This window comes from Burkholderia sp. 567, from assembly GCF_040545115.1.
GTDB classification, from domain to species: domain Bacteria; phylum Pseudomonadota; class Gammaproteobacteria; order Burkholderiales; family Burkholderiaceae; genus Burkholderia; species Burkholderia ambifaria.
Genome location: NZ_JBEPLG010000003.1, coordinates 98,875 through 124,639, shown reverse-complemented (window position 1 = coordinate 124,639; position 25,765 = coordinate 98,875). Strand labels below are relative to the sequence as shown.

The 25,765-nt window shown below is 64.9% G+C and carries 22 protein-coding genes; 15 read left to right on the top strand and 7 right to left on the bottom strand.

The features are described 5' to 3' along the window. Nucleotides 1–2: 2 nt before the first annotated feature. From ABIC50_RS11080 to ABIC50_RS11065, 4 genes are all read right to left on the bottom strand, one after another. Complete coding sequence (locus tag ABIC50_RS11080) at nt 3–671, bottom strand: cupin domain-containing protein (RefSeq protein ID WP_354164453.1); 669 nt, start codon at nt 669–671, stop codon at nt 3–5. Between the two features lie 77 nt (nt 672–748). Next, nucleotides 749–1,093 (bottom strand): carboxymuconolactone decarboxylase family protein, encoded by a 345-nt coding sequence (locus tag ABIC50_RS11075; protein ID WP_011661316.1) that lies wholly within the window; start codon nt 1,091–1,093, stop codon nt 749–751. 61 nt (nt 1,094–1,154) lie between these two features. Continuing rightward, entirely contained in the window at nt 1,155–1,436 is a 282-nt protein-coding gene (locus tag ABIC50_RS11070; protein WP_012372478.1) for a hypothetical protein, read from the bottom strand. A 64-nt stretch (nt 1,437–1,500) separates the two neighbouring features. Further along, nucleotides 1,501–2,274, bottom strand: a complete 774-nt coding sequence (locus ABIC50_RS11065; RefSeq protein WP_011661318.1) for an SDR family NAD(P)-dependent oxidoreductase — start codon at nt 2,272–2,274, stop codon at nt 1,501–1,503. Between the two features lie 13 nt (nt 2,275–2,287). Here ABIC50_RS11065 and ABIC50_RS11060 point away from each other — a divergent pair, with 13 nt between their 5' ends. Both ABIC50_RS11060 and gcvA read left to right on the top strand, forming a co-directional pair. After that, nucleotides 2,288–2,587, top strand: coding sequence for a hypothetical protein (locus ABIC50_RS11060; RefSeq protein WP_354163788.1), 300 nt, complete (start codon nt 2,288–2,290; stop codon nt 2,585–2,587). Next, nucleotides 2,584–3,513 carry a transcriptional regulator GcvA gene (gcvA, locus tag ABIC50_RS11055; RefSeq protein ID WP_175700810.1) on the top strand — a complete coding sequence of 310 codons (930 nt, stop codon included), beginning with the start codon at nt 2,584–2,586 and terminating at the stop codon, nt 3,511–3,513. The genes ABIC50_RS11060 and gcvA overlap by 4 nt, the downstream gene beginning before the upstream one ends. Nucleotides 3,514–3,586: 73 nt before the next feature. Here gcvA and ABIC50_RS11050 read toward each other — a convergent pair whose 3' ends face one another. Next, the gene (locus ABIC50_RS11050; RefSeq protein ID WP_354163786.1) at nt 3,587–4,204 is read right to left on the bottom strand and encodes a TetR/AcrR family transcriptional regulator; all 618 of its coding nucleotides are present in this window, start codon (nt 4,202–4,204) and stop codon (nt 3,587–3,589) included. 69 nt (nt 4,205–4,273) lie between these two features. Between ABIC50_RS11050 and ABIC50_RS11045 the strand changes: the two genes are divergently transcribed. The 5 genes from ABIC50_RS11045 to ABIC50_RS11025 all read left to right on the top strand — a co-directional run bounded on the left by ABIC50_RS11045 (nt 4,274) and on the right by ABIC50_RS11025 (nt 8,714). Then, a complete protein-coding gene (locus ABIC50_RS11045) occupies nt 4,274–5,161 on the top strand; it encodes an alpha/beta hydrolase (RefSeq protein WP_354163784.1) in 888 nt (295 codons plus the stop codon). Between the two features lie 15 nt (nt 5,162–5,176). After that, nucleotides 5,177–6,004, top strand: a complete 828-nt coding sequence (locus ABIC50_RS11040; protein ID WP_354163782.1) for an SDR family NAD(P)-dependent oxidoreductase — start codon at nt 5,177–5,179, stop codon at nt 6,002–6,004. Between the two features lie 417 nt (nt 6,005–6,421). Further along, nucleotides 6,422–6,970 (top strand): OsmC family protein, encoded by a 549-nt coding sequence (locus ABIC50_RS11035; RefSeq protein ID WP_354164450.1) that lies wholly within the window; start codon nt 6,422–6,424, stop codon nt 6,968–6,970. Nucleotides 6,971–7,057: 87 nt separating this feature from the next. Further along, nucleotides 7,058–7,936 (top strand): PhzF family phenazine biosynthesis protein, encoded by an 879-nt coding sequence (locus tag ABIC50_RS11030; RefSeq protein WP_471685666.1) that lies wholly within the window; start codon nt 7,058–7,060, stop codon nt 7,934–7,936. Between the two features lie 202 nt (nt 7,937–8,138). Further along, entirely contained in the window at nt 8,139–8,714 is a 576-nt protein-coding gene (locus ABIC50_RS11025) for a GNAT family N-acetyltransferase (protein ID WP_354163778.1), read from the top strand. 19 nt (nt 8,715–8,733) lie between these two features. On the opposite strand, the gene ABIC50_RS11020 is transcribed toward ABIC50_RS11025, so the two are convergent. Then, nucleotides 8,734–9,612, bottom strand: coding sequence for a LysR substrate-binding domain-containing protein (locus ABIC50_RS11020; protein ID WP_006751123.1), 879 nt, complete (start codon nt 9,610–9,612; stop codon nt 8,734–8,736). Between the two features lie 126 nt (nt 9,613–9,738). On the opposite strand from ABIC50_RS11020, the gene argH reads away from it, so the two are divergent. The 8 genes from argH (at nt 9,739) to ABIC50_RS10980 (ending at nt 22,330) form a co-directional block, all read left to right on the top strand. Then, entirely contained in the window at nt 9,739–11,172 is a 1,434-nt protein-coding gene (gene argH / locus ABIC50_RS11015; RefSeq protein WP_354163776.1) for an argininosuccinate lyase, read from the top strand. Then, a complete protein-coding gene (locus ABIC50_RS11010) occupies nt 11,166–12,059 on the top strand; it encodes an amino acid ABC transporter permease (RefSeq protein ID WP_354163774.1) in 894 nt (297 codons plus the stop codon). The genes argH and ABIC50_RS11010 overlap by 7 nt, the downstream gene beginning before the upstream one ends. Continuing rightward, complete coding sequence (locus tag ABIC50_RS11005) at nt 12,056–12,859, top strand: amino acid ABC transporter ATP-binding protein (protein WP_354163772.1); 804 nt, start codon at nt 12,056–12,058, stop codon at nt 12,857–12,859. The genes ABIC50_RS11010 and ABIC50_RS11005 overlap by 4 nt, the downstream gene beginning before the upstream one ends. A 94-nt stretch (nt 12,860–12,953) precedes the next feature. Next, nucleotides 12,954–13,787: an ABC transporter substrate-binding protein gene (locus ABIC50_RS11000; RefSeq protein WP_354163770.1), complete on the top strand. Its 834-nt coding sequence runs from the start codon at nt 12,954–12,956 to the stop codon at nt 13,785–13,787. A gap of 7 nt (nt 13,788–13,794) precedes the next feature. Then, complete coding sequence (locus ABIC50_RS10995) at nt 13,795–14,667, top strand: polysaccharide deacetylase family protein (protein WP_354163768.1); 873 nt, start codon at nt 13,795–13,797, stop codon at nt 14,665–14,667. Next, nucleotides 14,664–15,572 carry a polysaccharide deacetylase family protein gene (locus tag ABIC50_RS10990; RefSeq protein ID WP_354163766.1) on the top strand — a complete coding sequence of 303 codons (909 nt, stop codon included), beginning with the start codon at nt 14,664–14,666 and terminating at the stop codon, nt 15,570–15,572. The genes ABIC50_RS10995 and ABIC50_RS10990 overlap by 4 nt, the downstream gene beginning before the upstream one ends. Continuing rightward, on the top strand, nt 15,569–16,945 hold the full coding sequence (locus ABIC50_RS10985; RefSeq protein ID WP_354163764.1) for an MmgE/PrpD family protein: 1,377 nt from the start codon (nt 15,569–15,571) through the stop codon (nt 16,943–16,945). The genes ABIC50_RS10990 and ABIC50_RS10985 overlap by 4 nt, the downstream gene beginning before the upstream one ends. Nucleotides 16,946–17,398: 453 nt before the next feature. Further along, nucleotides 17,399–22,330 (top strand): autotransporter-associated beta strand repeat-containing protein, encoded by a 4,932-nt coding sequence (locus tag ABIC50_RS10980; protein ID WP_354163762.1) that lies wholly within the window; start codon nt 17,399–17,401, stop codon nt 22,328–22,330. Between the two features lie 325 nt (nt 22,331–22,655). Here ABIC50_RS10980 and ABIC50_RS10970 read toward each other — a convergent pair whose 3' ends face one another. Then, nucleotides 22,656–24,404 (bottom strand): cholesterol oxidase substrate-binding domain-containing protein, encoded by a 1,749-nt coding sequence (locus ABIC50_RS10970; RefSeq protein WP_354163760.1) that lies wholly within the window; start codon nt 24,402–24,404, stop codon nt 22,656–22,658. Between the last annotated feature and the right edge of the window lie 1,361 nt (nt 24,405–25,765).

Here is a 25,765-nt window from a genome sequence, read left to right as displayed (position 1 = left end):
GGCTATACTTCCGCTCCGATGGCGACCGGAAGACCAGTCTTGAGATAAACAGTGGCTCCCTGCGAAGCAGCGACGACGTTGAGGGAGTCGTCGGCTGGAACGCGGATCCAACTGCCGCGACCGTAAATTTCGCCCTCTGCGACTACGGCACCCGTCAGGACGAGTAGTTCGGCACCGTCTCCCTGCGCCGTGACGAGAGCATCGTTCGGCGCCACGCGGTGCAAGCAGACTTGTTCGGTGTCGCCGGCAAACAGTGGACAGACGTCGCGACCGTTCTGCCTGCGCCAGGCGGCTGGATCACGGGTGTCCACGCGGACACGGCGCGCCTCATGTAACGGCATCTGACGCAGCTTGACGAAGATCGTGGCGCCTTCACGACTCGACGGCTGATGACAGGAGCCGGGCGGATTGCGGAGATACCAACCGGCCGGATAGTGGCCGTCTTCGTCAGAGAAAGTGCCTGAGAGCACGAGGATTTCCTCGCCGGCTGGATGCTGATGGCGCGGGAAATGTGAACCTGGGGCGTAACGTACGATACTCGTTGCTCGCGCTTTCTCTGCGCCTACACGATCCAGCATGACGCGTTCGACGCCCCCTTGGGGCGACGCGACCCATTGGTATTCGTGTGGCGTGACGATCGCGCGGCGCGAGAAATCGGCGTTGATTAGCATGGATTCTTCCAGACATCGGATCGAAAAATGTGGGCTGGCCGTCTCATCGTCGAGCGGCCAGCTCATTTTCGTACTGCTTACTTGTTGGGCAATTGCTGATAGGTCTCGATGACGCGTGCCGAATAGGTCAGCGCAGCACCTGCGTTGAGGGCGATCGCAACGCCGAGCGCCTCGGAGATCTCCTCCAGCGACGCGCCGGCCTCGACGGCCTTCTTGGTGTGAACCGAAATACAGCCGTCGCAACGCGTGGTCACGGCCACGGCCAGCGCGATCAGCTCGTGCATCTTCGCTTCCAGATGGCCGGTCTTCGCGGCGGCGTTGTCGATTGTCATCAGACCGCGCACGACCTCGGGGCTCTGCTTGGCATAATCGCCCACGCGTTCCAGCAGGTTGTCACGGTAGGAATTCCAGTCTTGCATCATGGCTTTTGCTCCTGTTGAGAATTGAGACGCCGGGTATCAGCATTGGCCCGGCGACATGGAATTACACCGTCTGGTAAATGCGCACATCGGGTGCGGCATCGAGCAGCGGTTTGAGGGCGCCCACGACGTCGGCGTTGAACAACTCGCTTTGCAGATAAGCGCTCGCATGCGCTTCGGTATCGAAGCCGTGCAGCACCTGGACATCGTCGTCCCGCACCAACAGTTCCTTGGATTTCGCACCCTCGATGGTCTCGAGGAACGGCGCCTTGTATTTCTGATAAATACCGGCAGCTGCAGCGCGATTGCCTTGGGCGACCTTCAGCGTAATTTGCAGATAGACCATTTGCAGTTATCCTTAATAAGTGGAAGTGAATGCGAACCTGCGCGGCGCTCGTGTGCGCCGTACCTCAATTGCGGCCGGCCATCACGCCGCCGTCGACATCCCAAATTGCGCCGGTGACCCAGCTCGCCTTGTCCGAGAGCAGGAAAGCGACGACTTCCGCGACGTCTTGCGGCGTACCAACGCGGCCGATCGGATGGAACGTGTTGAACCCTTGCAGTGCGGTGTGGACTTCGGCCTTCGGGATGAAGCCCTCGTAGATGGGGGTCTGAACGACCGCCGGCGACACGGCATTGACACGGATGTGCTTGGGCGCGAGTTCCATCGCGAGGTGCTGTGTCAGCGAGTGCAGACCGGCCTTCGCCATCGAATAGGCGGACGACGGCGTGGCTGCGATGGCCTGCTTGGCCCACATCGAACCGATGTTGACGATGGCGCCCGGCTTGCCGTTGGCGACCAGATTGGCGGCGACCTTCTGCGTGATGAAGTAGAACGCCTTGTTCAGCTTCATGTATTGGTCATAATCCGCGCCGGTATGCTCGAGGAAAGGCTTGGGGAAGAACACACCCGCGGCATTGACCAGCAGATCGATGTCGGCGTGCTGTTCGTCGATGGTTTTGAGCAGCGTCGCTACGCCGTCGTCGCTGGACAGGTCTGCGGTCACTGCCCATACTTGGCCGAGCTTGGCCAGTTCCGCTCGCGCTTCTTCCGTTTTCTCCGGACGATTGCCGACGATTACTGCGCTGCCGCCTTCGGCCAGCACCATGCGCGCCGACTGCATGCCCATGCCACTGGTACCGCCGACGACCAGCAGTTTCTTGCCCTTGAATTGGTTGCTCATCTCGAAACCTCTGTTGTATACCCGCCGCTGGGCAGGTGTTGGACTAGAAGAAAAAACTCGCACGGCGCGGGTGGCTCGCTACTTCGATGCCCCGCCGGTGCAGCAGACGGCGACTGTCCGGGCTTCCGCCAGCCCGCCATCGGAACCAATGCGAACGGATAAAAGGGTGCTGCTTTTTCCCGTATTTGCATTGCGACCACGTCGTGGGCGGAAGCTGCTGACCGTCGACATGGGCGTAATTCTTTGCCTGTTTGCATCCGCCGACAAACGAGATAAAGTGTCCGATGTTGAAAGAAAAACTTTGTCTCCATGAAATCTCCCGTCCATCTCAACGCATTACGGGCCTTTGAGGCCAGCGCTCGCCATCAGAGCTTCTCTGCGGCTGCGGTGGAACTGAACGTCACACCGGCAGCGGTCGGGCAATTGGTGCGGACACTCGAGGATTGGTTGGGCACGCCGTTGTTTCTTCGAAGCACCAGCGGGCGAGCGAGGCTCGTCCCGACGGAGATGGCCGAACGCGCGTTGCCGGACATCAGGGCCGGTTTCGACCGGCTGACGCTGGGTTTGGAGCGGTTGCAGGAGATTTCGACCAGTGGTGTGCTCACCGTGACGGTCAGCCCGGCGTTTGCCGCCAAGTGGCTGCTCCCCCGCATCGATCGGTTCCAGGCCGCATGGCCTGACACGGACGTGCGCCTGGATACGAACCATAAGTCAGTCGATTTCGTAGCCCAGCGGATCGATATCGGGGTGCGCTATGGGATGGGAAGCTGGTCGGGCCTCAAGGCGGACAAGCTGATGGACGAGGAGGTTTATCCGGTCTGCTCACCGGAACTGCTGCGGCAGCATTGGCGTCTGCGCAAACCGGCAGACATCGTGCGCGAGACCTTGATCCATGACTTGTCGATGGACGGCCACGCAGGCTTTCCGACCTGGGAGGTATGGATGAAGAAAGCCGGTGTGACGAACGCGCCTCCCACGCGCGGCATGCAGATCAACAATTCGGCCGCGGTGCTCCAGGCTGCGATCGAGGGACACGGCATTGCGCTCGCACGCAGCGTCATGGCGCGAGATGATCTCGCGAGCGGACGATTGGTTCGATTATTCCCGGATATCAGCGTTGCATCCGAGTTGGCCTACTACGTCGTTTATCGGCCGGAGTGCGCCAGCTTGCCGAGATTGGTCGCCTTTCGTGACTGGTTGCTCGCCGAGGCGACGCAGCATGACGGAACAGGTCTCTGATCGTCGAAAGAGCCAGTGCTTCTCTGTCACGACCGCATACCTGTCCCCTGGCATTCGCTGAGCGTTGTTCGGGTCAGCGAGCTTGCATACCGCGCGCGAGCACTTTCCAGGTTTCGCGGACCAAATTTTCCGGGTCAACATTGTTTGGGCGCATGGCGTCGCTTCGCAAAGCCAGGCAGAGGACACCATCCATCATTGCCCACAGCGCGTTGGCAGCACTTTCAGGTTCCAGGTCTGCATGAAAGTCGCCAGCCGCGATCCCCTCCCGAATAATGCTTTCCAATTTCGCGTTCTGCTGACGCGCCATCGACGCGATGCGTTCGATCGCTTCCGGTTCATCCGGTGGATTGGCGAGGATACGAAACTGTTGAGGTCGCTCGAATGCGAAGCGCACATACGCGTTGAACACACTTAATGCGCGTTCCTCTGCCGTACCGGAGGCGCTATACGCCTCGTCAATGAACGCGTGGTTTTCCTCCATGGCCCGCTCGGCGATGGCCATGAGCAGCGCAGGTTTGCGGCCGATCCGGTTGTAAACAGTTTGAAGGGAAACGTCCGCGCGTCGCGCGACCTCTTCAGCCGTCACGGCAGCCACACCTCCTTCGATCAGGAGGTCCTCCGCAATGTCGACGAGCGTACGCCGCATTTCAGCGGCTCGGCGCTGCGTGCGGGTCAGGGTTGGTGTATCCATGGGTTGACTTTACCTTTTTCAAAATTTAGAGTCCACTCCAACAATGGATTTCACTACACGGAGATGCTCATGCGGCGGCTTGAAGTGACGTTTCCTTCTGACGGGGACGATTGTGGAGCTTGGCTATACCTTCCGGACACCAGCAGGCCGGCCCCGGTGATCGTGATGGCACATGGTCTGGGCGGCACGCGTGAAATGCGACTGGACGCGTTTGCTCACAGATTCTGCGAGGCGGGATTTGCCTGTCTGGTGTTTGATTATCGGCACTTCGGCAGCAGTGGCGGCGAGCCGCGGCAGTTGCTCGATGTAGGCAAGCAGCTACAAGACTGGAGGGCCGCGATAGCATTTGCTCGAACACGAACCGACATAGACGCAGAGAGATTGATTGTCTGGGGATCGTCGTTTGGGGGGGGGCATGCGCTGACCATCGCGGCCGACAACGCGCACGTGTCCGCGGTCATTGCCCAGTGTCCGTTCACGGATGGGCTGGCTTCTGTTTGCGCTTTACCATTAGGATCGCTAATCAAGGTCACTGCCAGAGCGATCCGCGATCAATTCCGCGCATGGTCGGGAGGGCACCCGGTGACCATCCCGATAACCGGGAAGCCCGGGGAGGCCGCATTAATGGTGGCTCCTGATGCCGAACCCGGCTACCTGAAGTTGGTGCCGAACGATATGTCACCGGTCTTTCGTAACTACGTGGCCGCCCGGTTCGCCCTTCAAATCATTCGCTATTTTCCCGGTCGCAAGACTTCGCGGATCGCCTGCCCGGTGCTGTTCTGTGTTTGTGATCCTGATACCGTCGCGCCGACGCGTACTACGTTGCGTCACGCAAAACGTGCACCCAAAGGATTGGTGAATATATATCCGTTCGGACATTTCGACATTTATGTCGGTTATGCCTTTGAGCGAGCAGTCAGCGATCAAATCACCTTCCTCCAAAGATTCGTTGATTAATAAATAGAGAAATCCATGAAAAAATATGATGTTCGCAACCGAATCATCGCCATAACAGGCTCTACCGGAGGGCTGGGGGGCCGTCTTGCTCGTGTGCTGGTCGACAAAGGCGCGCGAGTCGCACTCCTTGATATTGACCGCCGTGCGCTGCATGCGCAACAAGAGGCACTTGGGCAATCGGCCTTCGCGTTTGAAACCGATGTCCGTTCGATGAGCAGCGTCAATGACGCGATGAACGCGGCCGCGGAGCATTTTGGCGGAATTGACATCGTGATCGCGAATGCCGGAATCGATTGCGTCGAGCCTTTGATCTCGGCAAATCCAGAAAATTTCGAGCGTGTCATCGATATCAACCTGACCGGCGTCTGGCGGACGTTCCGTTCGAGTATTCCATATGTGGCGCAACGACAAGGCTATCTTATGGCGGTTTCTTCCATGGCTGCATTCGTGCATTCACCGTTGCAAGCCCACTACACGGCAAGCAAGGCTGCGGTGTGGGCGATGTGTAACAGCATTCGACTCGAGGTCCGACACATGGGGGTCGACGTCGGCAGCGTGCATCCCACATTCTTCCAAACTCCCATGATGGAACAAGTTCATTCCGACAAGGCGGGATTGAAATTGTGGGGAGGAAATCGCGCCGGAATTTGGAAGATGATTTCGATCGAAAGCGTGGTGGATGGCATCGTCAATGGAATCGAGAACCGTAGAGACATGGTCGTGCTGCCGAAACAAAACGCATTGATCGCCAGAGCCCCGGGGTTATTCCGTCCGCTGATCGAAGCTATTGGCTTCAAAGAGAGGGATGTCAGGAAAGCAATCGAGATCTCGACGCGACGTTGAATCTGGTTCGGAGGGAGCGAGGTGCGGCTGTCCATCGAGGCCGCGGTGCAGCACAAGTACACCCCATTCAGCGACGAAATGAAGTGGCGTCCGACCAAGGCCCGCAACGGTGCGACGGTGACATTGGTCGCCGGCGCGAGGCGGTTGTCGAGGTGGCGTGAAAGTTTTTGTTTCTGAAGGGAAAACTTTATCTCGTTTGCCTGACGAAAAGAAAGCGTCGAATCTTATGCGACGCCAACCAGCCAGCTTCACCATGAGTCGTATCAACAGACGAAACGAACTCTCCTCGTCATGTCCCCGGTGGACGAACCGACGCGAGGCTGCCGGGGCGCGTACGGAGCGTAACAACGGACGATCAACTTCGCGAGCGCGGTAGTGGGATGCCAGCGTAGGCGTTAATGAAAAGAGGGTGGAATGATGAAAATGAATGGAATTGATCTAGCGGCTCTCGGCGCTATGGCTGATAAAGCCAAGAATAGTGGCGAGAATGCGACCGCTAAATTCAAGGTAAAGACGAAATGGATGGGGCAAGCAAAGACAGTCGGCGTCGTATCTGAATACGTGCTTTTCGACGAGACTTTCAATCGCCATTTCGACATTGGCGCGGACGAGCCACGTGAACTTCTCGGAGCGAATAGTGCGCCGAATCCGCAGGAGCTTTTGATGGCGGCTCTGAATGCCTGTATGTCAGTAGGTTTTGCGGCAAATGCAACGGCAATGGGAATCAAGCTCGACAAGCTGGAAATTGAAACGGTCGGCGAGCTGGATCTTCGTGGTTTCCTGGGAATCGATCCGGCAGTCAAGCCCGGCTACGAAGAGGTACACTATACGGTCAGGGTCAAGTCCGATGCATCCCGCGAGCAGTTGGAAGAATTGCATCGGGCTGTCGTGAAGACGTCGCCGAATTTCTCCAATTTCTCGACCGCGATAAAAATGGTTCCGGAATTTATTATCGAACATCTGTAGAGAGAGTGCGCCGCCGGGGTTGCTGTGATCTTCGTCATTGATTCCGGGCGGCGCTTGTCGAATATCTCAATGCTCCAAGGGCCTTCCATGTCGCATATCCTTTTCAAGCAAGTCGATGTCTTCACCAGCGTACGGTTCAAAGGCAATCCTGTCGCGGTTGTGTTGCGCGCCGATGGATTGACCACTGAACAGATGCAGCAAATCGCCAATTGGACGAACCTGTCGGAGACAACCTTCGTATTGCCGACCCTGGACCCGAGGGCAGACTATCGAGTTCGCATCTTTACACCCGGGGCCGAGTTGCCCTTCGCCGGCCACCCCACCATCGGGACCGCCCATGCGCTTCTCGAGGCGGGCCTCATCCACGCAAAGGAAGGAACGCTCATCCAGGAATGCAATGCCGGTTTGATCGGGCTGAAGGTGGCGCGAGAGGACGATGGCGAACAGTGGATCTCGTTTGATCTCCCGGAGTCCACGATCATCCCGCTGGACGATGCCCAGATCGATGAGTTGGACGCCATACTCGGTAGCCCGGCGTGCCGCCAGTTCAAACCCAGTTTGATCGACGTCGGCGCACGCTGGATCGTCGCTCAGCTTGCTGATGCGCAGGCCGTGCTATCAACCAAGCCCGACCTGCAGCGCATGAAAGTGCAAGACACCAAGGCCAAGGCAACGGGAGTTGTGATCTTCGGGGAGTACGACGAAAAGGCGCCTTCCCGGATCGAGGTTCGCGCATTCGCTCCCGCACATGGGGTCAATGAAGATCCGGTTTGCGGCAGCGGCAATGGCGCTGTCGGCGTCTTCATTCGCCATACGGGCCAAACCGCTCACTTCGGCAGCGAGTTCCTGGCATCGCAGGGCAAGGTCGTTGGTCGGGCGGGTATTCTCCGCGTGGCCGTGACCGATCAGCGCATCCAGGTCGGCGGAGTCGCTGTCACTTGCATTGACGGTCAGTTGTCGATTTGACGACTTGCAGGTTGCGCGATTCGGTCTGTCAGAAGCAGGCATGGGTGGGAGCGCGGGACGGCAGAACACCTCTTCGAGCGGCCGCAGCGGGTAGCGTTGACGCGGTTCCTGCACAGCGGCCGCAACGCGGAACGGTACCGCGCCGATCCGCCATGCCCGCAAGGTGCTGACATCGTCGCCCGGATCATCGACAATCCGGCGTGTGCGCCGCGCCACCCGCGCGCCAAGCCGCCCGAGAGACGCCTGCATGTCCGGACTATCCATCCGATCCGCCAGCCTCGCCGATGCGCAGGCGATCGCCGATTTTCACGTCAAGGTCTGGCGGCACACCTATCGCGATCTCGCGCCGGCTCAAGCGCATGCCGCCCTCGACGCGCACTATCGCGGCAGGAAATGGCGGGAGAAGCTGGCGTCGAACGATGGCGACCAACTGGTGCTCGTCGCGGAAATCGACGGCACGATCGTCGGAATCGGCGCGGCCGGCGCGCCGTCGGAGCCGATTTTCGGCGGCCGTGGCGAGATCAAGTTCCTGTATGTCGACCCCGAGTTCAAGCGTCGCGGCATCGGCCGCACGCTGCTCGCCCGGCTCGCCACGCATTTGCAGCAGATGCGGTATCGGGGCGCGGCGTTGAGTGTCGTCAAGGGAAACGACGCCGCGATCGCCTTTTACGCGTCGCTGCACGGCCGGTTGGCGGGCGAGTATGTCGATCCGGGGCCGATCTGGCGATCGCACAACCTCGTGATGGTATGGGACGACCTGGCGAGTCTCGCTACCTGAATCAGCCCGCTGCCGCGCGTCACGCCAGACAGGCGCGCAACCACGTCGTGAACGCGGTTACGAGCGGCGAATCGGCCAGCTCGTGACGCGTGACCAGATAGTACGCATGACGCGACGGCACCGCCGCGCTGAACGGCCGCACGAGCGTGCCGTCGAGCAGGTCGTCGCGCACGGAGAGGCTGTCGCCGAGCGCGACGCCTTGCCCGTGCACCGCGGCTTCGACGCCGATGTGCGCGTTGCCGATTTCCAGAATGCGGATGCCCGGCAGCTTGTCCGCGTTCGCTTCCGCCAGCCAGCGCGTCCACGAGCCCGCGTGCTCGCAGAACAGCGTGCGTCCCGCGAGATCCTGCACCTTGCGGATCGCATCGGGCCCGTTCATCAACGCCGGGCTCACGACCGGGAACAGCGCCGGATGCGCGAGCAGCTCGACGCGCCGGTTTCGCCAGTTGCCTTCCCCGTAGCGAATGCATACGTCGACGTCGGGCGAGTAGGTCTCGCGATCGTCGTTCGACGGAATCACTTTCAGGTGGATCCCCGGATAGCGCTCGAGAAAATCGCCGATGTGCCGGGCGAGCCAACGTGACGTGAGCGACAGCGGCGTCGACACGACGAGATCGCCGGCGGCTGCCGGCGAATCGAGCCGGACGGTCGCGTTCGCGATCATGTCGAACGCGGCGCCGACCGGTTCCAGCAACGCCTCGCCTTCGGGCGTGAGCTTCACGCGGGCTTTTGATCTGACGAATAGTGCGACGCCGAGCGTGCTCTCGAGAATCCGGATCTGATGGCTGACCGCGCTCGCGGTCACGTGCAGTTCGTCGGCGGCGGCCGACACGGTGCCGCACCGGGCGGCAGCCTCGAACGCGCGAAGCGGGTTCAGCGGGGGCAGGCGGTTGCGCATTGGCGGGCGCGTCGCAGGCGACGGTGCTGAGAAAAATTTCATTAAAGCGGATTCAATTTCTCGCTACAACAAAAAAAATTGAATGCCTACAGTGGGGGTAATCCAACCGAGTCGAGGTCGACCGCAATGAGCCTTACCGAACCGATCGAGCGCCTGTGGGGCGGCCGCTTCCAGTCGAAACCGTCCGACGCGCTGCAGAACCTGTCGCGCTCCGATCCGAGTTTCTTCCGGCTCGTGCCGTACGACCTCGCGGGCTCCTGCGCGCATGCGCGCGAGTTGCATCGCGCCGGCATCGTGAACGACGACGAGCTCGCGCAACTGCTGGCCGCCATGGACGGCATCGCGCGCGACCACGCGGCCGGTGCGATCGCGCCGTCGCTCGCCGACGAGGACGTGCACACCTTCCTCGAGCGCGTGCTCACGCAGCGGCTGCCGGCGCTGGGCGGCAAGCTGCGCGCCGGGCGCTCGCGCAACGATCAGGCGGCGAACGACCTGCGCCTGTACCTGCGCGACAAGGCGCGCCAGCTCGTGCGCGGCGTGCTCGACCTGCAGGATGCGTTGATCGGACAGGCGAGCCGGCACGTCGACACGGTAACCGCCGGATTCACCCACCTGCAGCCGGCGCAGCCGATCGTGTTCGGTCATCAGTTGCTCGCGCACGCGCAGTCGCTGTATCGCGACGTCGATCGCCTGGTCGACTGGGACCGCCGCACCGCGCGTTCGCCGCTCGGCGCGGCCGCGCTCGCGGGCTCGGCGATCTGCGTGCGGCCCGAGCTGTCCGCGCGGGAACTCGGTTACGACGCGCCGTGCGAGAACTCGATCGATGCGGTGGCCGCGCGCGATCACGTCGCCGAATTCGTATTCGTCACGAGCATGCTGGCCGTGAACCTGTCCCGGCTGTCGGAAGAAGTGATCCTGTGGACGTCGCGGCAATTCCGCTGGGTGGAACTCGACGATGCGTATGCGACCGGCAGCTCGATCATGCCGCAGAAGAAGAACCCGGACATCGCCGAACTCGCGCGCGGCAAGGCGGGCCGCCTGATCGGCAACCTGACGGGCCTGCTCGCGACGCTGAAGTCGCTGCCGCTCGCGTACAACCGCGATCTCGCGGAAGACAAGATCGCGGCGTTCGATTCGATCGACACGCTCGAACTCGTGCTGCCCGCGATGGCGGGGATGATCCGTACGATGCGCGTGAACGTCGACGAGATGCGTCGCCAGGCGCCGCTCGGCTTCACGCTCGCGACCGAGGTGGCGGACTGGCTCGCGCTGACGGGCGTGCCGTTCAGCGAGGCGCACGAGATCACCGGCACGCTCGTGCGCGCGTGCGAGCGGGACGGCATCGAGCTGGCCGACGCGAGCGCGGAACAGTTGCAGGCCGTCGATACGCGCCTCGCGCCCGCGGTGCGCGCGCATCTGACGCTCGACGCGGCCGTCGCCGCGCGCGGCGGTGCGGGCGGCACGTCACCCGCGCGCGTGCGCGAGCAGATCGACCGGCTGAGCGACGCGATCGAACGCCAGTCCGCATGGGTGACCGACTATCGGGGGCCGTCATGCTGAGCGCATCCGAATCGGGCCGTCTCGATGACACGCCGGCCCCGGCCGCACGCGCCGCGGACGATATCGCCGGGTTCGTGCGCGTGCGCCGGCGCTACTGGGGGCGCTATGTCGCGTCGATCGCGATCATTGCCGCGCTCGCGTATGTGGCGTTCGCGTTCGCGCGCGGACAGATCGAATGGCGTGTCGTCGGCCAGTTCCTGACCGCACGCTCGATCCTGACGGGGCTCGGCAACACGATCGTGATGACCGTCCTCGCGATGACGCTCGGCGTCGTGCTCGGGGTCGTCACCGCGGTGATGCGGTTGTCGTCGAACCCGGTGCTCGGCGCGATCGCGCAGGGCTACATCTGGTTGTTTCGCGGCACGCCGGTGATCCTGCAACTGCTGCTGTGGTTCAACCTCGCGCTGGTGTTTCCGACGCTCGGCATCCCGGGTATCGCCGAATACCGGACCGTCGACGTGATGACGCCGTTCCTCGCGGCGGTGCTCGGGCTCGGCATCAATCAGGGGGCCTATACGTCGGAAGTCGTGCGGGCGGGGCTGCTGTCGGTCGACACGGGCCAGTACGAGGCCGCGAAATCGATCGGCATGGCGCGCCTGCAGGCGCTGCGCCGGATCATCCTGCCGCAGGCGATGCGCGTGATCGTGCCGCCGATCGGCAACGAGCTGATCGGCATGGTCAAGCTGACGTCGCTCGCGAGCGTCGCGCAGTACGCGGAGATGCTGCACAACGCGCAGAACATCTACTACGCGAACGCCCGCGTGATCGAGCTGCTGATCGTCGCGGGCATCTGGTATCTCGCGATCGTCACCGTGCTGTCGCTCGCGCAGGCCCGCGTCGAGCGGCGTTTCGCGCGCGGCGCGGGCCGGGCGGCGGGCCGCACATGAACGACACGACCCTCAACCCTCGGGAGAACGTCATGACCAACGCAGTCGTTCGCGCGGTCGACGTACGCAAGTCGTACGGCGATTTCCAGGCGCTGCACGGCATCACGCTCGACGTCGAGCCGGGCGAAGTGCTGTGCATCATCGGGCCGTCGGGCTCGGGCAAGAGCACGTTCCTGCGCTGCATCAACCAGCTCGAGACGATCAGCGCCGGCGCGCTGTGGGTCAACGGCGAACTGGCCGGCTACCGCCGCGCCGGCAACCGGCTCCACGAACTGTCGGAGCGCCAGGTCGCGCGCCAGCGGCTGGCGACGACCATGGTGTTCCAGCGCTTCAACCTGTTTCCGCACAAGACCGCGCTCGAGAACGTGATCGAAGGCCCGGTGCAGGTGCTCAAGCGCCGCCGTGCGCAAGCGGAGGAGGAAGCACGCGCGCTGCTCGCGCGCGTCGGGCTCGCGCACAAGTGCGACGCGTTTCCGGTCGAGCTGTCCGGCGGCCAGCAGCAGCGCGTCGCGATCGCGCGGGCGCTCGCGATGCATCCGCAACTGATCCTGTTCGACGAACCGACGTCGGCGCTCGACCCCGAACTGGTCGGTGAAGTGCTGGCCGTGATGCGCGACCTCGCGAAGAGCGGGATGACGATGATCGTCGTCACGCACGAGCTCGGGTTCGCGCGCGAGGTGGCCGACCGCGTGGTGTTCATGGACGGCGGCCGGATCGTCGAGAGCGGGCCGCCCGACCAGGTGCTGTCCGCGCCGACGCATGCGCGCACGCGCGAGTTCATCTCCGCCGTGCTTGCATGACCGGGCCGGGCGCCCCGTTTTGCAGCGCCCCAACGATCGAGCCGTCGACGCGCGCGGCATCGTCCCCATTCCTCTACATGACAAGGCGACACCCATGAAAGCATCCGTCCTGACCCGCACGCTGGCCGCCGTCGCATTCGGCGCACTCGCGCTTCATTCATCGTTCGCCGCCGCGCAATCCGCCAGCGCGAAACGCACGCTGAACGTCGCGATCGTGCCGAACTATCCGCCGTTCGAATACAAGGATCCGGCGACCGACAAGCTCGCGGGCTTCGACGTCGATCTCGGCGAGGCGCTCGCCGCGAAGATGGGCGCGAAGCTGAACTGGGTCGAAACGAGCTTCGACCAGATGATGAGCGCGGTCGCGACGCAGCGCGTCGACATGATCCTGTCCGGCATGACCGACCTGCCGACGCGCCGCGATGCGGTGACGTTCGTCGACTACATCGAGACCGGCCCGCAGTTCTATACGCTGAAGACACGCGCGGGCGAGTTCGCGCAGATGGGCGCGCTGTGCGGCAAGCGCGTCGGCTCGAGCCGACGCACGTCGTTCCCCGACAACACCACCGCGTGGAGCGCCGAGAACTGCGTGAAGGCCGGCAAGCCGGCGATCATCGTCGTCGGTACCGACGGGTCGTCGGACGCGCGGATGCAGTTGCGCCAGAACCGCATCGACGCGGCCGTGCAGGGCGGCGAGACGCTGCCGTACCAGAACAGCCTCGAGCAGAACGCGTATGCGCCGGTGGGCAAGCCGTTCCTGTCGCAATACACGGGCATCGGCGTCGCGAAGAGCAATACCGCACTGAGCGGCGCGTTGACGACGGCGCTCAACCAGCTGATCGCGGACGGCTCGTACCAGAAGCTGCTCGCGAAGTGGGGGCTCCAGGAGCATGCGGTCGCGAAGGCGATGGTCAACGGCACGCACTGAGCGCGCGATGACGGCCCTGTCTCCCCGCTGGCCGGACGCGAAGCGCGCGTGCGTCGCGCTCGCGTTCGATCTCGACGGCCCGACCGGCGACGCGATGCTGAACGGGTCGATCTGGCGCAACCCCGCGTATTTCACGCTGGGCAGCTACGGGCCGTGGCGCGCGCTCGGACGGCTGCTCGACATGCTTGCGTCGTTCGGCCTGCCCGCGACGTTCTTCGTGCCCGCGTGGGTTGCGCGCACCTGGCCCGACCAATGCGCGGCCATCGTCGAGCGCGGCCACGAGATCGGATATCACGGTTACCGGCACGAAGCGTTCTGGGCGCTCGAGCCCTGGCGGCAGCGCGAGATCATGGCACAGTCGGCCGACATCTTCGAGCGCACGCTCGGCGTGCGGCCGGTCGGGTTCCGCACGCCGTCCGGTGACTGGAGCGACGCGACGGTGGCTGTGCTGCGCGAAGCGGGCGTGCGCTATTCGAGCTCGATGCGGGGCGACGACCGTCCGTACCTGCTGCCCGGCGCGGACGGCGAGCCGCCGCTCGTCGAGATTCCCGGCCGCTGGGAGACCGACGATTACGCGTCGCTTGCGTATCACCGCAACCCCGACTATCCGGCCGGGCTCGACCGGATCGCCGGCTACGCGGCGACGCTCGACAACTGGACGCGCGAATTCGACGGGATATACCGCGAAGGGCTGTGCCTGACGACGCTGCTTCATCCGAAAGTCTGCGGCAAGCCGGGGCGCATCGCGCTGCTGGAGGCGTGGCTCGGCCACATGTGCGCGCAGGATGGCGTCTGGTTCGCGCGCTGCCGCGACGTGGCCGACTGGTGGCTCGCGCAGCACGCGCACGGCGCGCAAACCACGCACCGGAGCGACATGTGAACACACCTTGTGCTTGGCCGGGCGGCGCGCGATGCGCGGTCGCGATCACGGTCGACTTCAACGACATTCATGGCATCCAGACACGCGAGCCGCGCATCGTCGGCCGGGAAAAATCGCTGTCGGTGTGGCGCTACGGCGCGACGCGCGGCGTCGACCGGCTACTCGCAGCGTTCGACGACTTCAGCGTACCGACGAGCTGGTTCGTGCCGGGCCGCGTCGCGCAGACGCATGGCGGCGCCGTGCGGGCGATCGCCGCCGCCGGCCACGAGCTCGGCGTGAGCGGTTTTCGCTGCGAGGATTTCGACGCACTGCCGCTTGCCGCGCAGATCGACGCGTGCCGCGCCGGGCGGGCGGCACTCGCGGACGCGACCGGACGCCGCGCGGAAGGCTTTCGCTCGTTTACCGGCAACTGGGCCGACGGCTTTGCGGACTTTCTCGTGGCGGAAGGCTTCACGTGGTCGTCGTCGTGGCGCGGCGACGATTTGCCGTACCTGCATCCGCGCGCCGACGCAGGCGCGGCCGGCCTGCGGCTCGTCGAACTGCCGCTGCACTACGAACTGGAGGACGAGCCGTACTTCGAGTTCAACCTGTCGCCGCCGGTGCCGGCCGGTCAGCCGCGCATCGCCGCGTACCGTGACGTGCTCGACAACTGGCGGCGCGATGTCGACGGGTTTCGGCGCTTCGGGCTGTGCTGCGTGCTGCGCCTGCATCCGGAGATCATCGGCACGGCAGGGCGGATCGACCTGCTGCGTGCGTTGCTCGCGCACCTGCGCGACGCGGGCGACGTCTGGTTTGCGACCGGGCGCGATGTAGCGTGCTGGTGGCGCGCGCAGGTTTGCGACAACGAGCCGATCCATCCGGTCGACGTGTTTGCACGCTGCGTGGCAGACGCGTCGGCGCGATGACGATGGATACTGAAACGCGCGCCACGCGGCTCGCGACGTTTGTCGCGCAAACGCCTGCCGCCGCCGTGCCTGACGATGTCGTCGCCAAGGCCACGCGTCATGTGCTCGATACGTTCGGTTCCGCACTGGCCGGAACCTCGGCCGTCGAGACGCGCAGTGCACGCGCGCTCGCCGGCGCTGTCGTGCGCGGCGGCGCGTCGCTGTGGGGCACGCCATGCAGCGCAAGCGCGCGCGACGCCGCGTTCGTCAACGGGATCGCCGCACACGCGCTCGAGCTCGACGATGCCGGCGGCTGCGATCATTCGGGTGCCGTCGTGTTGCCGGCCGTGCTCGCCGCGTTGTCATGCGCGCAGCGCCCCGTGACCGGCCGGGAATGCGTGACCGCAATCGTGCTCGGCTACGACGTCGGCCGGCGCGTGCTGGAAGCCGCCGGCGGCTACTCGGCTCACAACGGTGCCGGCTGGCACTCGACGCTCAGTTGCGGCGTGTTCGGCGCGGCGGCCGCGAGCGCACGCGTGCTCGGGCTCGACGCCGCGCGCACGCGCGACGCGCTCGGCCATGCGGCGAGTTTCTCCGGTGGTCTGTGGGGCTTCATCCACGACGGCTCACAGACGAAGCGGCTGCATGCCGGCCGGGCCGCGGAAGGCGGCGTGCTCGCGGCGCTGCTGGCACGCGAAGGCGTGACGGGTCCGGCCAGCGTGTTCGACGACGTGTGGGGTGGCTTCTTCAACACGTTCGCCACGCAATCGCATGCGCCCGACGCACTGACCGACGGCCTCGGCGCGCACTGGAAACTGATGCGCTGCTCGATCAAGCCGCACGCGTCGTGCCGCAGCGCGCATGCGGCAATCGACGCGGCGCTGCAGCTTGCGGACGGTCACACGTTCGACGCCGGCGAGATCGAGCGCGTGGTCGTGCGGGCGAGCGCGTTCGTGGCCCGGATGTGCGGCGGCCGCGACCTGTCGACGCTGTCGTCGGCGCAGATGAGCCTGCCGTACGCGGTGGCGGCGGCCCTCGCGTATGGCGACACGGGGATCGGCGTTTATCGCGACGACAGGCGGATGGATTCGCGCGTCACGGCGTTGCTCGCACGTATCGCGATCGAGGTCGATCCGGCGCTGGGCGATCTCGACGAGCCGACGGTGAGCCTGCATCGCGCGGACGGGCGGCGGGACTCGCGTCACGTGCCGATCGCGCTCGGCGATCCGCGCAATCCGTTGTCAGATGCGGCGCTGCTGGCGAAGTATCGTGCGCTGGCGGCCATGGCGCTCGAGCATGCGCAGGTCGATGCGTTGAGCGACGCGTGCCTGTCGCTGGAACAGTTGGCGGACGCGCGGGTGCTGAACGCGCTGCTCGCGGGGGATGCGCGCTAAACGGCTCGTGAGGATCCGTGAAACGCTGGCCGGTCCAGTTCGGCTTCGACGCGAGCGTGTAAGCGAACGCACCAGCAACGGGGCAGGTGGGCGTGAAGCGCTATGCGACGAGCGCTCCCGATAGATGTTGACCACGGTGGTGCCCGTAAACATGGAGTGGATCAGCCGATCTGCGTGACACAGCAGGCAACCACGCGCCGGGGCGACACAGCGCGTTTTTTCGGGATTCGGCCGGATACCCGGAGCGTGGCGGGCCCGCGACAGCCCGGGCAATGTTTCCCGGGCAGGTGTTATATTGCGCGCGCATGCGCCCCGACCGAGGAGCCAAGAGCCGTAGTACCCGCGGACCGGCGCGCCAGAGAACGACAACAGAAAACGGGTCCGTCGCGCCATCGGTCCAGCCTCTCCGTGACCAGTGCCAGGCCGACGGGTCGATGCATCGAGGGGATCAACATGAACCGGGTCTATCGGCTGGTCTGGAACCGCACCTTGCGCGCCCCGCAAGTGGTATCCGAACGCACACGCGCGTCGCACGGCGGGATCGACGCCGGCCATGGCGCCATGCCTGCGCGCCGCTGCGCCGCTTCCATCGTTTCCATCGGCGTGTCGCTCGGTCTGGCCGGCACGGCCCTCCCGGGCTGGGCCGCCACGTGCACTGTCAGCACCATCGCGAATTGCAGCGCCCCCGGCGGCAACGGTATCCCGGACCGAAGCGGCAACGGCGGCAGCGGTAACGGCGGTGGCGGTGGTGCCTCTGCGTTGGGCGGAGGCACCACCACGATCCAGGTTCCTGGCGGGCCCACGTCGGGCGGGGCAGGCGGAACCGGTGCCATGAACGACAGTGGCCAGAGCGGCCCCGGCGGGGCGCCCGGCGTAGCGCCCGCCGGCGATGCCGTGATCAACGGGAACGCCCAGGGCGGCGCGGGCCAGGGCTTCGACGGATTCAATTTCGCGGGTGGTGGCGGCGGCGGTGGCGCGGGCGTGTATTCCACCGGCACCGGCGTGACCGTCAACAACGGCGTGACGGTGCAGGGCGGCACAGGCGGAAATGGCGGCGCGGGCACATCGGGGCCTGCCTCCAACGGCGGCGGCGGCGGAGGCGGGGGCGGTGCGCTGGTGATCGTGACGCCAGCGGCCGACGTGACGAACCGCGGCACGCTCATTGGCGGAAATGGCGGCAACGGGGGAGGCGGCGGAAACCCCGGGGGCGGCGGTGGTGGCGGCGACGGGCTGCTGACCGTGGGACCGGGGTCGCAGGTGACCAACCTTGGGACGATCGTGGGTGGTGTGGGCGGCGCCGCTGGCGGTGGCGGAAGCACGGCCGGCGCCAGCGGCGCGGGCGTCAACTTGGGCGGCGGATTCACCGTGCTGTCCAACGTCGGCACGATCACGGGCGGTGCCGGCAACGGAGGGGCCGCGGGAGCGGGTGTCATCGCCAATGGTGGCGATGTCATCGTCAACGGCGGCACGATTGCGGGCGGCTTGTTCGCGGACGGCGTGACGCGCGCGGCAGCCATCCGGTTCAACGGAGCGAACGATACGCTGCAGTTGCTCGGCGGATCCAACATCATCGGTGATCTCGATGTGGCGGCGGGTGCGTCGGCCACCATCACCGCGGGCACGCCGGGGCTTGCGCTGTCCAACCACATCACGCTCGGCGATGCCGCATCGCGCGTGACCTTGAACTCAAACACGACGGATCTCGCGGTATCAGGCGTCATATCGGGGACGGGCAACGTGGCCGTGAGCGGCGGCCACACGATCACGCTGACGGGCGACAGCACCTATACCGGCGGCACCACGATCAGCGCCGGCACACTGCAGATCGGCAATGGCGGGACCACCGGCTCCGTCGTCGGCGACATCGTCAACAACGGCACGCTGGCTTTCAACCGCAGCGACACGGTGTCGTATGGCGGCACCATCGGCGGGACGGGCAGCCTCGTGCAGGCGGGTACCGGCACGCTGGCGATATCCGGCGCCGCCGGCTATGCGGGGAGCACCACCGTCAACGCCGGCACGCTCGCGCTGATCGGCGCGGGCAGCATTGCCGCTTCCAGCGGGGTCGTCAATAACGGCACGTTCGATATCTCGGGGACTACCTCCGGGGCTACGATCAATGCGCTGACTGGCACCGGGTCTGTTGCGTTGGGCGACCGGACACTGACGCTGGCCAATGCGGCCGGCACGTTTGCCGGAACTATCGGCGGTACGGGTGCGGTGACCGTCGGCGGCGGTACGCAAGCACTGTCGGGGGTGAACACCTACACGGGCGTCACCGCTGTCAATGCCGGCACGCTCGCGCTGATCGGCGCGGGTAGCATTGCCGCCTCCAGCGGGGTCGTCAACAACGGCGCGTTCGATATCTCGGGGACTACCTCCGGGGCCACGATCAATGCGCTCACCGGCACGGGTACGGTTGCGCTGGGCAGTCGGACACTGACGCTGGCCAATGCGTCCGGCACGTTCAGCGGTGCCATTGGCGGCACTGGCGGGCTCACCGTGGCGGGCGGCACGCAGACGCTGTCGGGCGCCAACGGCTATACCGGCGCAACGTCGATCAGCGCCGGCACGCTCGCGCTGTCAGGCGGCGGCAGCATTGCCGCTTCCAGTGGGGTCGTCAATAACGGCACGTTCGATATCTCGGGGACTACCTCCGGGGCCACGATCAATGCGTTGACTGGCACGGGCACGGTTGCGCTGGGCGGCCAGACGCTGACGCTGGCCAATGCGGCCGGCACGTTCGGCGGAACCATCGGCGGTACGGGTGCGGTGACCGTCGGCGGCGGTACGCAAGCGCTGTCGGGGGTGAACACCTACACGGGCGTCACCACCGTCAATGCCGGCACGCTGGCGTTGACCGGCGCCGGCAGCATTGCCGCTTCCAGCGGGGTCGTCAACAACGGTACGTTCGATATCTCGGGGACTACCACCGGGGCCACGATCAACGCGCTGACTGGCACGGGCGCGGTTGCGTTGGGCGACCGGACACTGACGCTGGCCAACGCGGCCGGCACGTACGCCGGAACCATCGGCGGCACGGGTGCAGTGACCGTCGGCGGCGGTACGCAAACGCTGTCGGGGGTGAACACCTACACGGGCGTCACTACCGTCAATGCTGGCACGCTGGCGTTGACCGGCGCGGGCAGCATTGCCGCTTCCAGCGGGGTCATCAACAACGGCACGTTCGATATTTCGGGGACTACCTCGGGGGCCACGATCAATGCGCTCGCCGGCACGGGCTCTGTTGCGCTGGGCGGCCGCACGCTGACGCTGGCCAATGCGGCGGGCACGTTCAGCGGCGCCATTGGCGGCACCGGCGGGCTCACCGTGGCAGGTGGCACGCAGACGCTGTCGGGCGCCAACGGCTATACCGGCGCAACGTCGATCAGCGCCGGCACGCTCGCGCTGTCCGGCGCCGGCAGCATTGCGACCTCCAGCGGCGTCATCAACAACGGCACGTTCGACATCTCCGGGACGACCTCCGGCGCAACGATCAACGCGCTGACTGGCACGGGCACGGTTGCGCTGGGCAGCCGCACGCTGACGCTGACCAATGCGTCCGGCACGTTCAGTGGCGCCATCGGCGGCACCGGCGGGCTCACCGTGGCGGGCGGCACGCAGACGCTGTCCGGCGTGAACACTTATACCGGGGCGACGATGGTCAACGCGGGCACGCTCGCGTTGTCGGGTGCCGGCCGGCTTGCCTCTTCCACGTCGGTCACGCTGGCCGGCGCAACGGCCGCGCTCGACCTGTCCGCCGGCGGCAGCCAGACGGTCGCGCATCTCTCCGGCGTGGCAGGCAGCCGCGTGGTGCTCGGCGGCAATGCGCTCACGCTGTCGGACGACTCGTCGCAAACATTTAGCGGCAGCCTCAGCGGCATCGGCGGTTTGGTCAAACAAGGCGCGGGCACGCTGACGCTGAACGGTGTCAGCAGCGCGTTCTCCGGGACGACGACCGTGGCTGGCGGCACGTTGGCCGTGGGCGACGCGGCTAATGCCGGTGCGGTGTTGGGCGGCAATGTCCTGGTGAACGCGCTTGGCACGTTGCGCGGCCATGGCACGGTATCCGGCGACGTCAGCAGTAGCGGCGTGGTCGCGCCGGGCGGCTCCATCGGAACGCTGTCCGTGGGCGGCAACTATACGCAGGCGGCCGGCGGCACCCTGTCGATCGAGGTCAGCCCGACGGAGGCATCGCAACTTCGCGTAGGCGGTGCCGCGACGCTCAACGGCTCATTGGCCGTTCTGTTCGATCCCGGCACCTATACCGCACGCCGCTACACCGTGCTGAGTGCCGCCAACGGCGTGACGGGCCGCTTCGCGAACGTCGGCACCACCACGGCCGGCGCGAATCTCGGCGCGTTGCAGTCATCGGTGGACTACGGTGCCAATGGAGTCGACTTGCTGCTCGCCGAAGCCGCCGGGCCCACGCCGGCCGGCCCGACTGTCATCGCGCCGACCAAGACCTCCATCTACACCGCGCTCGGCACGACGGCATTGCTTCAGGCGCAGGGCGCCAGTTCGACGCTGCTCGGCCGTCTGGTGGGCCCGCAGGATAACGCGGCGGGTTCGCGCAACGTGTGGGCTGTTGCCAGCGGTTCTAGCACCAAGGTGGGCGGCACGGGCGGCGCGCCCGGCTTCCTCACCCACGCCTATGGGTTCCTGGCGGGCGCGGGCGGAAGGCTCGGCGATGCCACGATCGGTGCGGCCGGCGGCTATACGCACACCACGCTGGGTGAAGACACGACGGGCGCATCGGGTGCCATCGATACGCTGCGTGTCGCCCTGTATGGCGCGCAGCCCGTGGGTGCCGTCAACCTGTCGGCCACGGTCGGCTATGGGCTCGATTTCCTGTCGCAGAAGCGGCCGTTCGGCAGCGCGGGTACCGCCGAAGGCGATCATCTCGGCCACGAATTCACCGCCGCGACGCAGGCCAGCCTGCCGATGGACGCCGGCGGCCTTCGGCTCGCGCCGCATATCGGGCTCCGGTATGCGTACGTGCGCGGCAGCGGCTTCGGGGAGAGCGGGGCGAACGGCCAGAACCTGCACGTCGGCCCCGACAGCGCGAGGAGCCTCCAGCCTTACGTGGGTGTCTCGCTCGAGAAGGCTTTCGGCGATGCCCTGCGCCCCGTCAACGTACAGCTTCGGCTGGCCTATGCGCACGAGGTGCTGGGTGCGCGCCGCGTCGTCCAGGTGGGGAGCCAGGACGGGACCGTGTTCGCCGCGCCGGGCACCGATCTGCCGCGTTCATTCCTGACCACGGGCGCCGGCGTCACGCTTCAAGCCGCCAAGGCGACCACGGTATCGCTCGGGTTCGATGCGACGATCGACACGAGCCATGTGTCGGCGCAGTCGGCGTATGTGCGGGTCAATCACTCGTTCTGACTGCGGGGGTATGGATTTGGCCGTGCGGTTGCGCTTCGCATCCGCGCGACCGGCGACCCGACACAGGCGCCAGCTACGGCGCAAGCGATTGCGCCATTCGGTTCATGAACACCTGCACCCGCACCGGCAGGTTCCGCCGGTGCGGGTGCGCCAGCGACACCGGGCACGGTGGGAGGCGGGAAGTCGTGCAGCCCGTCGACGTGCGTGTAGCCGCGCGACCACCATGCCCAATGCGTCCTGAGGAACGACCTCGAACCTGTCTCGCCGCGCATCGTCACGTGCTCCGTTCCGTTGCGGCCATGGCAGCCGGCTTCCGCAGCGATCGCTACGGCATCAACCGATCGAGCAGCGGCGACCGGAAGATCCGGCTCGGGTCGTAGCGTTCGAGCGTCGCACGCGCCGCATCCCAGCTGCTCGACGGCGGCTGGCCGTCACGATGCAGGTTCGGGATCGTGGTCGCGAGCATCGTGCCGTCCTGCCAGGCGGCCGTGTCGGTATAGCCCCAGCCCTTCGACCATTCGGGGCGCAGCGTCGCATACGAACCGGTGTAGTTCGCGAGCATCCATTGCTCGATCTCGCGATAGAAGCGATCGGCGCCCGGCGTGCCCGGTAACGTCAGGATATCGAACCATACGGCGATGTCCCATTCGAGGTGGTCGGGGCGCGGCTTGAGCGCGGACAGCGTGGGAACGACCGCGCCGGCGCCGGCATCGGCCGGCTTGTCGAGACCGGTGACACGGATCTCGACGGGACCGTTGATCGGGTACTCGCCGCGTGCCTTGTACGCGTCGATACGATTCTGATAGAACTGCACGAATTCGCTGATCACGCGCTGCACGTCGGCGCGCCGCGCCAGTATCGCGTAGCCGTTCGCGGTGACGCGCAGCGTCGTCGGCCGAATGTACTGCAGCACGGTGCGCGACCAGCCCCAGATGTCCCCGCTCAGCGTGAGTGCGAGGCCCGCGGTCGTGATGGCCAGCTGCGTCTGGCCGAACAACGGCGTCAATGCGCCTTCGCCGCCGATCACGATCCGCTTGACGAGATCCGAGATGGACTGCGAGATCGAATCGGAGAACGGATAGTTGTAGGGCTGCGTGACGGCGCGCGACAGGAGCGGCTTGCCGGGCGTCGGCGTCCAGACCTTGAGCCACGGGCTGGTCGTGAACGGGAACCAGATCGCTTCCATCCGGCCCGAGCGATCGAGAAACGACGCGATGGTGCGGCCCGGCGTGCCGGCCGGCGCAAACAGTTCGGACGACGGAATGTCGACGAAGCTCTGGCAGCGCAGCCGCTGGTTCGGGCCTGCAATCAGCGTGACTTCGACGACGAACGCCATCCCGATGTGCGCGAGGAACGCGCCGATCTCGGGATCGCTGCGCTCGAACCGGCGCAGCACGTATTGCTGCCGGGCCGGATCGAACACGACCGCGGTCAGCGCGACCACGAGATTGCTCAGCGAGCCATAGGTGTGACCCGGTTGCAGGGTCTCGCCGGCCGCCGGTACGGCGGTGCCGTGCGCGTCGATCGCGAGCGCACCGCCGAGCGTGATGCCGCCTGGCGCGGGCGCGGCGATCACGCCGAGCCCATATTGCTCGAGCGTCGCGAGCAGCGCCTCCAGCGAGACGCCCGTTTGCGCGGTGACGCGCGCCGGACGCGCCGACGTGTCGACGGAGACGGCCGTGAGCGACTGCGTCGTATCGAGCAGCACGAGGTTCGCCGCGCCGGCGCTCGGTTCCAGCGTCAGCGGCGACCAGTTGTGCATGTAGCCGCGCGGGCGTATCCGGTAGCCGTTCGCGCGCGCCCAGTTGACTGCCGCGACGACGTCGTCGGCGGAACGCGGCGCGGCGGTCCATACGTCCTGCACGGCGATCTCACCACTCCAGTTCTGGAACGCCTGCTTGTAAAGCGGGATATTGGCCGGGAAGCCGGGCGGTGTCGCGCCGGCCGCTCGCGCGTGCGCCGCAATCTGGTAAAGCGGCGTCCAGCCGGTGACGACGCCGGCCGCCGCGAGCTTCGCCATGTCGGCGAGGAAGGCGCGGCGCGGCGCAGGTTCGTCTCGGAAGTCGTGACTCATGGTGTGCTCCAATTTTTCGGAATTGTTTTGCAGATTGGAAAGACGACAAGTGACGCGTTGAGACCGGTGCGGCAAAGCGCGGCCGCACCTCAGCACGAATGTCCAAGGGGAAATCGAAAAACCGCCGGGCGACTTCTTCAATTGGCCGTCGACCTGCCTGCCGGCAAACGGATAGGGAGATTCGATTGAATAGCGCGTGACGAAGCGCTAGCCGCGACGATCGACAAAAGATGATTGCGCGTGAATATTAATTTACATATTTCGTTTTTTTAAATAAACCGGCTCGTAATTTAAAATCGATTGACGATACATTATTTATTCCGTTGGAAAGCGTAACAATTTATTTATCGGGCGGCAAGTGGTGGAGTTGACAAATTCCGCGCCCTTCAATATGGGAATTTTATGACCGGCAATGGCTTCGCCATTTGTGGATATTTTGCAACACCGGTGCCGGCGGTGCTGAAAATGATGTTCGTGGAAATTTTTATCGCTTGAAAGGGTAATCAACGGGGCACAGCCGCGGGCCCACGACGGGGATTATGCTTTGTTGGCACATAGATCGAATCGATCGTTGAGAAACGCGAAACAATATCCGGACGACAATGCCTGAGGCCAGGTCGGCGGGCGAGAAGAGCATGATGAAAATCAACAATTCACCTCTCGCTTAAGGATTCGGATGAGAATCCGTGGTATGTGGCGCCGAGACAATTTTTACAAACTTTCGTGGTAAATGGATGTTGATTTATCCAGAAAACTTATAATCGCATCGCTGCGCAGCGCGCAGATCGATCGATTTCAGGATCGCGCGCGGCGTGACTAAAAAAATGGACATCACGGTAACTGCAAGGATTTTAAATCGTCGCTATCATACGCGGCTGGGATATGCAGGGATCAAATTCAATGGAAAGAACCGTTTCGTTTTTTGTTCGTGATTTTTGTTGAATTCGACGGGAATAAAGTCCGCTCCGGGCTGACGCCGGGTTTTCCGATTCAGGATTCTGCGCGGCCGGCGGCATGGCGTTTTCATCCAGCAACGCTCATTGACTGAAATGGATGTTTCAGCTTCTCGCAGCGCTCGCCGGTAAGGATCGTCCATCAATGCGACGCCGCCTGCATGGCGCCGTCCAGTAAGGAGGAAACATCGTGCCTGTTTCATGCTTGTCATCGGGCTGTTCGACCGTCGGTGACGAGGCTGCGCTCGCCGCGCCTGAAGGTCGTTCGCACGAGCATGGCGTCTTCCGGATCGCGGGCTGGGCATGCTTGCCCGACCGTCCCGGCCCCGCACGCGATCCCGCATCGAACTGAACAGGGAACGGCGCGCCGCCGTTTCGCGTGAGCCGAACGCATCGGCGCGCGATGGC